Annotated in this window: 7 protein-coding genes; 4 read left to right on the top strand and 3 right to left on the bottom strand. The window is 65.2% G+C overall.

Annotated elements, in window-relative coordinates:
* Positions 1–164: 164 nt before the first annotated feature.
* Positions 165–1,784, bottom strand: coding sequence for an NADP-dependent glyceraldehyde-3-phosphate dehydrogenase (locus ACI2KK_RS26540; protein WP_404671285.1), 1,620 nt, complete (start codon positions 1,782–1,784; stop codon positions 165–167).
* Positions 1,785–1,923: 139 nt separating this feature from the next.
* Here ACI2KK_RS26540 and ACI2KK_RS26535 point away from each other — a divergent pair, with 139 nt between their 5' ends.
* The gene (locus tag ACI2KK_RS26535; protein ID WP_404671284.1) at positions 1,924–4,167 is read left to right on the top strand and encodes a putative bifunctional diguanylate cyclase/phosphodiesterase; all 2,244 of its coding nucleotides are present in this window, start codon (positions 1,924–1,926) and stop codon (positions 4,165–4,167) included.
* A 15-nt stretch (positions 4,168–4,182) separates the two neighbouring features.
* Here ACI2KK_RS26535 and ACI2KK_RS26530 read toward each other — a convergent pair whose 3' ends face one another.
* Complete coding sequence (locus ACI2KK_RS26530) at positions 4,183–8,016, bottom strand: dermonecrotic toxin domain-containing protein (protein ID WP_404671283.1); 3,834 nt, start codon at positions 8,014–8,016, stop codon at positions 4,183–4,185.
* 276 nt (positions 8,017–8,292) lie between these two features.
* Here ACI2KK_RS26530 and ACI2KK_RS26525 point away from each other — a divergent pair, with 276 nt between their 5' ends.
* Together ACI2KK_RS26525 and ACI2KK_RS26520 are read left to right on the top strand one after the other, a co-directional pair.
* Positions 8,293–9,447 (top strand): hypothetical protein, encoded by a 1,155-nt coding sequence (locus tag ACI2KK_RS26525; protein WP_404671282.1) that lies wholly within the window; start codon positions 8,293–8,295, stop codon positions 9,445–9,447.
* Between the two features lie 28 nt (positions 9,448–9,475).
* Complete coding sequence (locus ACI2KK_RS26520) at positions 9,476–10,594, top strand: glycosyltransferase family 61 protein (protein WP_404671281.1); 1,119 nt, start codon at positions 9,476–9,478, stop codon at positions 10,592–10,594.
* Positions 10,595–10,596: 2 nt separating this feature from the next.
* Here the strand turns inward: ACI2KK_RS26520 and ACI2KK_RS26515 are convergent, their stop codons facing one another.
* A complete protein-coding gene (locus ACI2KK_RS26515) occupies positions 10,597–10,830 on the bottom strand; it encodes a hypothetical protein (RefSeq protein WP_404671280.1) in 234 nt (77 codons plus the stop codon).
* 130 nt (positions 10,831–10,960) lie between these two features.
* Here ACI2KK_RS26515 and eppA point away from each other — a divergent pair, with 130 nt between their 5' ends.
* Positions 10,961–11,137, top strand: a complete 177-nt coding sequence (eppA, locus tag ACI2KK_RS26510; RefSeq protein ID WP_217843468.1) for an EPS-associated small membrane protein EppA — start codon at positions 10,961–10,963, stop codon at positions 11,135–11,137.
* Positions 11,138–11,188: the final 51 nt, after the last annotated feature.

Genomic DNA, 11,188 nt, shown 5'->3' with positions numbered 1-11,188 from the left:
ATGGCACAGAACAGACTGGCCCGAAACAGATGTAGGAGCGGCCTTGTGTCGCGATGCGCCGCGCGGGCGGCGCTCGATCTGATAGGCGCTGCAAAGGTTGTGGCGAGCACCTGGCAGCCTTCACACATCCACCAAGACAATCACCACAGGCCCAAACCCCAAATTCAGAATATGTAATCCGTAGTCAAAAAACTCGACTGCCGATTACGAATAATCTCACTGATCAATTCCTTGTTCGCCTCCTGGAACCGCGTAGCCACCAAGGTCCGAATCGAAAACACCCGCAACGCGTCATGCACCGACAAGGTCCCCTCGGCGCTGTTCTTACGCCCGTTGAACGGGTAGGTGTCAGGCCCACGCTGGCATTGGGCGTTGAGGTTGATGCGCCCGACCTGGTTGGCGAACGTATCCACCAACGCCCCCACGGTCTCAGGGTCATTGCCGAACAGGCTCAACTGCTGGCCGTAATCGGAGTCGAGCACGTAATCGATCACCGTCTGCAGGTCACGGTAGGGCACCACCGGCACCACCGGCCCGAATTGCTCCTCGTGGTAGACGCGCATGTCGCGGTTTACCGGGTACAACAGCGCCGGGTAGAAGAACGAACCACGGCTCTGGCCACCGCCTTCGTTCAACACACGTGCGCCGTGCGCCAGCGCATCGGCCACCAAAGCGTTGAGGTAGTCCAGCTTGCCGGGCTCGGGCAGCGGCGTCAGCGCCACTCCGGCTTCCCACGGCATACCCGGCTTCAAGGCGGCGAGCTTGCGCTGGAACTTGTCGAGAAACGCCTCGACCACATCCTCGTGCACGAACAGGATCTTCAGCGCGGTGCAGCGCTGGCCGTTGAACGACAGCGCGCCGGTGACGGCTTCTTCCACCGCGTTGTCCAGGTCGACCTGAGGCAGCACGATGCCGGGGTTCTTGGCGTCCAGGCCCAGGGCTGCGCGCAGGCGGTGCGGGCGCGGGTGGAGCTTTTTAAGGTCGCTGGCGGCCTTGTGGGTGCCGATGAAGGCGAACACATCGACCTTGCCGCTGGCCATCAGCGCGCTGACCGTTTCGCGGCCACGGCCGTAGATCACGTTGATCACCCCGGCCGGGAAGCTGTCTCGGAACGCCTCGAGCAGCGGGCGGATCAGCAGCACGCCGAACTTGGCCGGCTTGAACACCACGGTGTTGCCCATGATCAGCGCCGGTATCAGCGTGGTGAAGGTTTCGTTGAGCGGGTAGTTGTACGGGCCCATGCATAGCGCCACACCCAAGGGCGCACGGCGGATCTGGCCGAGGGTGCCTTGTTCCAGCTCGAAGCGGCTGGAGCGCCGGTCCAGGTCCTTGAGGGCGTTGATGGTGTCGACGATGTAGTCGCAGGTGCGGTCGAATTCTTTCTCGGAGTCCTTGAGGTTCTTGCCGATTTCCCACATCAGCAACTTGACCACCGCCGTGCGCTGTTCACGCATGCGCGTCAGGAAGGCCTCGACATGCTGGATACGCTCGGCCACACGCATCGTTGGCCAAGCGCCGCGGCCCTTGTCATAGGCCTGCACCGCGGCATCCAGCGCCTCCAGGGCGGTGTCGGCATCCAGCAGCGGGGCGCTGCCCAGCACCACTTGGCGCTCACCCTCGGTGTCCTTCAACCACACCGGGCTGCGTACCGTGGCCAGGGGGCCGTCCCAGCGCCTGAGCTCACCGGCCACCAGGTAGTCGCGTTGCTCCAGCGGCTCACCCAGGCGCCAGGCCTCGGGGATGTCGGCAGGGGCGGGAAACAGCGAGTCGAGCAGACGGTCCATGAATACTGCACCTCTTGTGTTTGGCTGGGTGAAACGCTTCAGCTTCGGAGCATGCGCCCAGCGCTGGAAAAACACCAGTCTGGCTCAACATTGCCCCGGCTGCGCCGATACAGTGTGAATCGCCCCCGATCACAGGCTTATGACCAGCAGCATTTTCCCTTCTGTCGACGAACCGACACCGCCGTCGGGCGCCTTGCGCCGCGTATTCAACCGCTTGCTGCCGGTGGCTTTCGCCGTGGTCGGCATCGGTTTGGCGACGGCGCTGGGTCACCTCGATGCACAGCGTGAACAGAGTGAAGCCCAGGCCAACCTGGCGGCGCGGCTTTCGGGGATGCGCGCGGCACTGGAAGCGCAGTTGCGTGCGGCGTTCGCCGAGGCCGAAGGCATCGCCCAGCTGATCGGCACCGACGGCAGCATCAGCGTGCCGCATTTTCAGGGCATGGCCCGCGACGCGCTGGCCTCGGTGCCCTTCATGCGCAACATCGCCCTGGCGCCGGCCGACGTGATCCGCGACGTGTACCCGCTGGAGGGCAACGAGCGCATCATCGGCCTGGATTACCGCCGCCTGCCCGAGCAACTGCCGCTGTTGCAGTCGGCGCGCGAGCGCGGCGAGCCGGTGCTGGCCGGCCCGTTGCAGCTGTACCAGGGCGGCCGGGCACTGGTTTACCGGCGCCCGGTGTTCGTCACCGGCAAGCGCGGGGTGAGCTTTTATTGGGGCAATGTCTCGGTGGTGGCCGATATCGACCGCCTGTTGCTGGCAGCCGGCCTGCAGCCGGATGCCAACCTTGAACTGGCGGTGCGCGGCAGCGATGCCAAGGGCGCCGAGGGCGAGCTGATCTGGGGCGATGCGCGGTTGTTCGAGGACGCCCAGGTGATGCTCGGCGTGGAGGTGCCGGGCGGCTTTTGGCAACTGGTGGCCGCACCGCGCGGCGGCTGGGCAGCGCTGAACCTGTTCGCCTCGCCGCTGTTCTGGGTGGCATTGGGCTGTACCGGCCTGTTCAGCCTGTTCGTCGCCCAGCTCAGCCGCAAGCAGCGCCTGCTGCAACTGCGTAACGCCGAGCTGCGCCAGTCACAGGCGCAGCTGGAGCGCCTGGCGCACTACGACACCATCACTGGGCTGCCCAACCGGGTGCTGTTCCAGCAGCAGCTCGGCGAGGCGATCGGCCACGGCCATGGCCTGGCTGTGCTGATGCTGGATATCGACGGTTTCAAACAGGTCAACGACAGCCTTGGCCACCCCATGGGCGACCTGTTGCTGCAACAGGCCACCGCACGCTTTCTACAGGAGCTGGACACCCAGGACCGGGTCTGCCGCCTGGGCGGCGACGAGTTCGTGTTCATGTTGCAGGGCACCCAAGGCCAGGTGAGCCATCAGGTACGCGCCTTGCTGCGCTGCCTGCAACGGCCGTTCGACCTCAACGGCAATGCGGGCCTTGTGACCGGCAGCATCGGCCTGGCCTGGTCGCCGCAACACGGTGAAGACGCCGACAGCCTGCTGCGCCATGCCGACACTGCCATGTACGCGGCCAAAGAGAGCGGGCGCAATGCCTGGCGCCCCTACCACCCGGACATGACCCAGCGCCTGCACCAGCGCCTGGAGCTTGAACGCAACCTGCGCCGCGCCTTGGAATACAACGAGTTCGAGCTGTGGTACCAACCCAAGCTGGACCTGTTCAGCGGCCGTCTTGAGGGTGTCGAAGCGTTGTTGCGCTGGCGCGACCCGGAGCATGGCCTGGTGTCACCCGGCGAGTTCATCCCGCTGGCCGAGCGCACCGGGCTGATCATCCCGCTGGGCGAGCGGGTACTGGAGCTGGCCTGCGCCCAGCTCGCCGAATGGCGCGTCGCCGATGCGCTGCCAGGGCCCATGGCAATCAACGTGGCAGCCTTGCAGATCGAGCGCAGCGACTATGTCACCAGCCTGGCTTGTGCTCTGGAGCTGCATGGCCTGCCGGCCAGCCTGCTGGAGGTAGAGATCACCGAGAGCCTGCTGATGGAAAGCCAGCAGCAGGCTTGCGGTGTACTGGCGCAGTTGCAGGCCATGGGGGTGGCCACTGCGGTGGATGACTTCGGCACCGGCTACTCGTCGCTGGCCTACCTGCGCGCCTTGCCCATCGACCACCTGAAGATCGACCGGGCGTTCATCAAGGACTTGCCCGCTGATGACGATGCAGTCGCCATCGCCCGGGCAATCATCGACCTGGGGCATGCCCTGGGCTTTCGCATCACCGCCGAAGGCATCGAAACCCAGGAGCAGTACGACTTCCTGCGCAATGCAGGTTGCGACCAGGGGCAGGGTTATCTGCTGGGGCGGCCAATGCCGGCAGAGGCGTTGCGCCACTGGCTGGCAGAGCACCACAACCCGCAGCGCCCTGCGGTGCAATAACCGCCGGGCTGCGGCTTACAAGGGCAGCTCCAGCAGGCGCCAGGCCGGTTGGCTGAGGGCGTAGTCGCGCATCAGCGGCTCGCTGTCGATGCGCGCCAGGCGCCGCCAGAACTCGTCGAGCATGGCGGGCGGGTCTTGCATGTAGCGGTCATCCACCACCACCGCGCGCAGGCCTCGGCGGTAGGCCAGCGGCAGGCGCTGCCAGGCGGCCAGTTGCTGCTCGTCGGCGGTGTCCAGCAGTTCGTGGTACTCATGCTCCGATACCAGCAGGTCGACGCCGTGCTGCTGGTAATAGCGCTCGATCTGCTGGTTGACCCGGGGCGTCAGCCAGTCGCTTTCCAGTTGCATCGCGCGGGCGACGCGCTCGGGCAGCTCGAGGTCTTCCGGCAGCGCTTCGAACTGGTTGTCAGACAGGTCCAGCACCTCCAGTTCGCCAAGTGCGGACAACCCTTGCGGCAGGTGGGTGAGGCTGGCGCTGTCCAGTTGCACGAATTGCAGGTCTGCCAGCCCGGCCAGGTTGGGGGCGTTAAGCAGCGGGTTCTCCGAAAGGTCCAGATAACGCAGGTTGGCGGCCCGCTCCAGCTGGGCCTGGGCGGTAGCGTCCCAGGTGATGCGGTTGTTCTGCAGGTCCAGCGTGTTCAGGCGCAAGGGGGCGGGCAGTGCGGGCAGCGCCGCAAAGCGGCAGTCGCGCAGATGCAGGCGGCGCAGGCGCGGGAAGCGCTCGGTGAACTCAGGGTGCAGCCAGCCCAGTTGGCGGTTCTGGCTCAGCTCCAGCTCTTCGACATGGCGGAAGTCGTCCGGCAAGGCCAGGGTGGCCAGGTCGTGGTTGTCCAGCTCAAGGCCAGCCAGGTCCAGCGACGGGACACGTAGCTCGTCACTGAGCTGATGGTAGGAGTCGCGGCGCCAGGCGCTGACGATACGGCTGACTGCGCGGTGCCGGTGGGGCGCCTGTGCAGCCCAGTTGGCCAGGTCGGTGCGCAGTTGGCGCAGGCGCTCCTCCAGCCGGGTGAGTTCGATTTCCGCCGAGCGGGTTTCACGCCGCCAGCGCGACAGGTTGGCGGCAAAGTCTTCGTCGCTGGCACTGGGGAACAGCCGCTGGTAGCGCCCGCGCTGGCTGTTGCCCAGGGTGAACCGAGGATACACGCCGGTGGCGTCGCCGCCTCTCAGGCCGCCGCCTTGCCAGCGTGTTGCAGGCGTCTGGCGCAGCAGGCGCGTCAACGCCGGGCGTTGGTTGTCGAGCAGCGCCAGCAGCTGCTGGCGCAGGCCATCCGCGCCTTTGGCCTGCAACCCCATTTGCTGGCGCTGTGCTGCCGGGAGGGACTCCAGCACGGCGCGGCACAAGTCGAAGTCCTGGCGCGCCGGGGCAGGGCGCTCGCCCAGGTGTGCTTCGTAACCTTCTGCCGTCTTGAGCACGATGCAGCGTTCGCCGGCCTCGGCAGCGCCGATCGCCTGCAGCAGCGGCCCTTGCGGGCTGGCAGCGCGCAGCTCCAGGCGCAAATCGCCGGGCCACCCCGTCAGCCGCCTCAAGCAGGCCCACAGCAGGCGCTCGCTGTCGGGGTTGGCCAGCTGCGGCATGCACAGCCCCTGCATGGCGCGGACCAGCGTCAGGTCGTTGGCGACCTGACGTGCAGCGATGTCCAGCCAGGCGGGCAGGGGCTGTGGGTTGCCCGCCTGGCTTGCTTCGTCGGGGCTCAGGCGCGCTGCCAGGCGCCTGCACAGGGGGCGGCTCAGGGCCGGGTAGGCCTGCTGCAGGCGCTCGCCAACGGGGTCGGCAAGGGGCTCGGGGTCGTAATGCTGGTTGAACAGGGTGTCGTGGCTTTGCCCTGGCGACTGCTCAAGCTCGGCAAGGGTCAGGCGTTCGGCGTCCATGCGCGCCAGCGTGTCGGCCAGCAGCGCTGGTGTCGGTTGGCCTTGCAGGTGAACCTGGCGCAGGGCGTCCTCGCCGATGCCGCACAAGCGCGCAGCCTGTTGCAGCTGGTTGTCGTCGAAGTGTTCGAAGGCCGGGCCGAGCCTGCGGATCAGGGTAGGCAGCGGCCAGTGATGGGGAGCTTCGTGTTCGGCTCGCCAGGCGCCTTCGCCGTTGTGCTCGAGCAACGGCTGGTAGGCGTCGGGGTCGCTTGGGTGCAGGATTTGCCAGCGTTTGCTGGCCTGGTCGAAGCGCTGCTCATACAACTCGCCGTCGATGCGGATGAAACAACGGCCCTGGTGCAGCCACTGCCCGGCAGAATTGGCGGTGAGCGTTTCGGGCAGCACCTGCGCGCTGCGGTAGGGGGCAAGGTCCGGGCGCCACAGCCGCCGGCTGCCGTCGGCCTTGGTCACGGGCTGTAACTGCTCCATCAGCGGGCTGCCGAGCACCTTTGGCAGCACCTTGCCTGCTGTATGCAGGCCACCGATCAGGGCCAGGTTCAGGCCTACGGCCTCAAGGTGGCCCAGCGCCGCATGGCGGTCGCCGATGCTCCACGCCGCACAGCCTTCGTAGGCCTCGTCAAGCAACTGGCAGGCGGTGACCGCCAGCATCAGGCTGCCCACGGCCGGGATGAATAACCCTGCCACCATCAAGGCATCCAGCCCCAGGCTTTTCCATTCTGCCAGGCGCCGCTGGCGTGCCTGTTCGTCGGCCTGAGCGGTGGGCACGGCCAGCAGACTGGCTTCTTGCTTGAGGCGGGCCACATGGCGCTCGTGCAGGTGGGCAAACAGCTCGGTCGGGATGCGTTCACGGGTCAGGCGCAAGTCGGCGTGCTCGGCGGCTTGCCAGGGTTGGTCATCGGCACTGTTGCCTTGTGCGTCGAGGTTCTGGTGTAGCAAGTCCAGCAGGCGCGCCCTTTGGTCGAGCGACAGGTAGCCAAGGAAGGCACTACGTGCTTGGGGTTCCAGCAGCAGCGTCATCAAGGTGCTGTGAACTGCCTGAAAGTCCTCACAGGCGTGCAATGCCTGCTGATGGTCGGGGAGGTAGAGCAGCAACCCGGCCTTACCGGTATCGATCAATACCAGTTCATGCACGGTGAGCCCGAACAGCTGGAGTTGCCAGCAAGTGCCGGCCTTGCCTGCCGACAGCGACTGCAGTGCGTCATCGGCTGCGCCCGTGATGCCGTGGCGCAGCCTGGCAAGGCTGGCAGCCAGGCGCAGGCGCTCCCGGCGAACCTGGCTGGCCAGCTCGCTCAGTTGCTGACGGGCGTCGCCTTCGAACACCTCCTGCAGGTGAAGTTGGTAGCGCTGGCCCAGGTCCAGCGTGCGGCAGGTTTCAGCGAACTGCTGCGGGGTCAGCGCCAGCGAGGTGACCCGATAGCTTTCGGACGGCAAGCCGAAGGTGGCGGCAGGTACCTGGTAGCCGACAGGCGCACGGCCGGTGACGGTAATCGGCTGCACGTGGATGTCTTGCGTCCGCGCCACGGCGCTGTGGGTGGCAAAAGTTGCATCGTCGCCGAAGTTCTGCAACGCAGCCTGCAACAGCGAATGCCGTTCGCTGCGGTAGAGAAAGCAGGTGCCAAACCATGACCAGTTGCGCTCGACGCGCAGCAGCTCGGCACTGCGTACCGGGGAGGATATGCCCAGGCCAGCCAGGGCCTGCTGCAACGGCGGCTCGCAGAATTCTGCGATTTGTTTCAGCCCTTTCAGGGCGCGGCCAAGTGCATGCTGGGCCTGCAGAAGGTTTGCCTGGCGCAGCAGCACGGCTTCGCGAAGGCCCGGCAGGGCGTTGGCGAACCAGCTGGTTTCGGCGCCGGGCAGACCTTGGGCTGGCATGAGGCCTTCGCTCAGGGTTTGCCAGTGTTCCGGGGAGGCCTGGCCGGCCCAGGCGGGAAGTTGCTGTTCGAGCAGATGGCGGTGCGGGTTTTCCTGGAATGGCTGCATGGTGTGAGTCCTTCGCTTGAGGGGCGTCAAGCAAAAGGCCTAACCAAGGGTTAGCGGCGTTAGATAGCTAGCGCACCGCGAAACACCGGCGTCATGAAATCTTTATCGGTGATATCACAAGGCCGCTTGCCAGAGCGCACCGCGCCATCTTTACTTGGTTTGGGTCGTGGCCCCGGCAGGGCGCCAGAGCGTGCAAGGCAATCAAAGTGTTGAGTGGTTCGAACGGGACTTCACCCGGCTTTTCGCAGCCCGATGACAAAGGATGTGGACAAAGACATGAAAGCACTGCTCAGCGCGGCTGGTCGCACCTTCATTTCCCCCTCGACGCGTTACCAACTTCGCACTGTTGCCAACGGCTTGCGCGACCTGCTCAGCCGCGCCTGCCTGTGGCGTTGGGAGGTGGCCCGCTTCAGGCTGCAGCAGGAAAGCCCCTACGAGATCCTCTACATCGGCCGCAAGCAGCAGCGGGCCATGGCCAAGTTGCTGATCGGCGGCAAGGACCGCCAGGGCCAGCCGGAATTTGCCGTCGACGATGCCCCGGCCGCGCAGCGCCAGGTGGTGGTGATCAGCGAAGTACCTACCGCCGGCGCCCTGTCGGTACCCCATTACCTGAGCGCGGTGGTACCGCTGGGCCGCTCGCTGGAAGACATCACCGCGCGCTACGACAGCGAACTGCGTCGCAGCATCCGCAAGCACCGGCCGCTGTACCAGATGCGCCAGACCCTGGATGACGACGAGATCGCCATGGCCGACCGCGACCTGCTGCGCCCCTACGCCACCGCGCGCCAGGGCATCCATGCGGCGCAGTTCCCAAGCGATGATGTATACCGCCTGGCCAAGGGCGCCGGGCGGCTTGACCTGATCACCTGCAACGGCGAGGTGGTGGCCTGCCACCTGGGCTGCGAGATCACCCGCGGCGGCAAGCGCTACTGGAGCACCCTGCGCTTCGGCTACTGCGAGGCGGTGTTCTCGGACGCGAAAAAGCTGCGCGAGGTCAACTCCATCACCACCTTCATGGCGCTGGAGTGGGCCCTGGAAAATGGCTACGACTACTACGATATCGGCCTGTGCCTGGCCCGCCCGGACGACGGCTTGCTGAAGTGGAAACGCAGGCGCGGCGGCGATATCGACGGGCTGAACAACCATGCCTACCTGTTCGTGCGCTTGCCCAAGGCCGGCAGGGCCGGCTTTTTGTGGGACACCCCGCTGTTTGCCGTGGAGGGCAACAAGTTGACCCTGCACCTCGGTGTGCCGGACGGGGCCAGCGATGAAGAGCTCGCCAGCCGCTACCAGGAGATGGTGTTCGGCGGCCTGCACAAGATCTACCTGTACGGCAGCCAGCGCTGTGGCGAGCAGTTTCTCGAAACCCTGCGCAGCCGCTATGCAGGTTTTGCCTCGCCTCCGAGCATGGAGCGGGTGCTGTCGAGCTGAACACTGAAGGCCCAGGGGAGGGCGCTGCATGGGAACCGATTGCTCAAGGCCCGGTACCGTACCGACGGCGCGCCGGCACAGCTGGTCGCTGGCCGCTTACCTGCACATGGCCAGAAAACGCCTGGGCGGGCAGGCCGATATGGACATCAAGCAGGCTGCCGACAAGGCCTGGGATATCGCCCCGGGCGAGGTCACCGTATCGCCACCGGCCATTTTCCTGTCCGGGCAACTGGAGCGGATCACCGGCTGGGAGGGCAAGCGCTTCTACCCCTATGTGCACCCGGGGCCGACCATGCAGGGCGGTATCCGCATGGAGCAGGGGCCGACCCGGGGCTACCTGATTCGCGATGCCTGGTTGATCGACGGCGCGCTGTACAAGGGCAATGCCAGCCATTGGCTGTCGCTCAAGCCCCACCGTTTCCCGGCGGTGAAGATAGAAAACGAGATCGAGCGCGGTGCGATCTACTGCACGCAGAACGGTAACGCCTGGTTCGGCACCTGGCTGATGGAGGACTGCCCGACCTACGCCCTGGCCTGTGACGAAGGCGTGCCGGTCACTACCGCGCCTTCGGCCAGGTACCCGCAGTTCACCCAGGGCCCGGCCTATGAAGACTGGCTGGGCATGCACCCGCTGCGCCTGCGCACGGCGTTTTTCCACGAGCTGGTGCTGTTCGACGACATGAGCAACAACCGCAACCGCTACCAGCGCTACCGTGACATGGGCGACAAGCTGCTGGCGCACGTCGAGCACGCGCCGCACCCGGGGGTGTTCATTTTGCGCGGCAGTGACGGTGACTTGCGGCTGCTGCGCAACGAGCTGGAAATTGCCGAGCACCTGCGGGTGACCCGGGGCTTTCGCGTCATCAACCCGATGCAGCTCGCTGTACCCGCAATCGTCGCCGCCTGTGCCGGCGCCCGGGTGGTCATGGGCGTGGAGGGCAGCCAGCTGGTGCACGGGGTCAACGTGCTGCAGCCAGGGGGCGCAGTGTTCGCCTTGCAACCGCCGAATCGCTTCGTCAGCTACTACAAGTACCTGACCGACCGCGACGGGCAACAGTTCGCGTTTGTGGTGGGAACCCCTGAAGGGGAAGGTTTTACCATTGATATCAATGAGGTAGAGCGCACGCTCGACTTGTTGGCGCAATAACGTCATTTTCCGCTGCGGCGGTCAGAGCGATACGTATAACCTTTCTCATTTATGAAACACCCGCCGACGCTGCGGGTGTTTTTATTATCGCGCCAATTAACCCAACTTGAACTGGGTTTTTTCCCGAATTTCACGGCTTTTTCACGCAGATGCTGCGCGCTAGTCGTCAGGAAAAGTAGCACTTTGCCATGCAGTATTTTGCTGTCGGTATTTTGACTGCATTGGGGCAGTGCCATTGAATTTTATTATGGTGTCGGATCGTTGACGTAGTGTCACTCTGCCCATAAGCTCAAATCACCAGCCACGAAGTGCCGCGCTGGAACCCTTCCAGACCACGTTGTTCATCCTCTAGACCAGGAGGGCATCATGCGCTCGACACTTTTTATCAAGTCGATCTTCCTGTTGGTGCTCATGAGCGGTGCGGCGCGCGCTGCCGACTCCTATATCAGCCAGAACAATGTCATTCCGTTGGCCACTGCCGGTTGGTTGTTCGGCTTTGCGGTGATCGGTTTCGTGGCGGTCGCCAACCGCACCAAGGTGTAAGGGCAGCGGCTTTTCAAGGCCCTTGCCGGCTTGTCAATTCTGCAACCATTG

The organism is Pseudomonas sp. NPDC089406, assembly GCF_044900265.1.
GTDB classification, from domain to species: Bacteria; Pseudomonadota; Gammaproteobacteria; order Pseudomonadales; family Pseudomonadaceae; genus Aquipseudomonas; species Aquipseudomonas fakonensis.
The sequence above is the reverse complement of the archived record's forward strand: the minus strand, read 5'-3'. Positions and strand labels throughout refer to the sequence as shown.

Excerpts from the sequence above, each read along its gene's own strand:
- ACI2KK_RS26540 (WP_404671285.1), bottom strand. The coding sequence starts at position 1,784 with ATGGACCGTCTGCTCGACTCGCTGTTTCCCGCCCCTGCCGACATCCCC.
- ACI2KK_RS26535 (WP_404671284.1), top strand. The coding sequence starts at position 1,924 with ATGACCAGCAGCATTTTCCCTTCTGTCGACGAACCGACACCGCCGTCG.
- ACI2KK_RS26530 (WP_404671283.1), bottom strand. The coding sequence starts at position 8,016 with ATGCAGCCATTCCAGGAAAACCCGCACCGCCATCTGCTCGAACAGCAA.
- ACI2KK_RS26525 (WP_404671282.1), top strand. The coding sequence starts at position 8,293 with ATGAAAGCACTGCTCAGCGCGGCTGGTCGCACCTTCATTTCCCCCTCG.
- ACI2KK_RS26520 (WP_404671281.1), top strand. The coding sequence starts at position 9,476 with ATGGGAACCGATTGCTCAAGGCCCGGTACCGTACCGACGGCGCGCCGG.
- ACI2KK_RS26515 (WP_404671280.1), bottom strand. The coding sequence starts at position 10,830 with ATGGCACTGCCCCAATGCAGTCAAAATACCGACAGCAAAATACTGCAT.
- eppA (WP_217843468.1), top strand. The coding sequence starts at position 10,961 with ATGCGCTCGACACTTTTTATCAAGTCGATCTTCCTGTTGGTGCTCATG.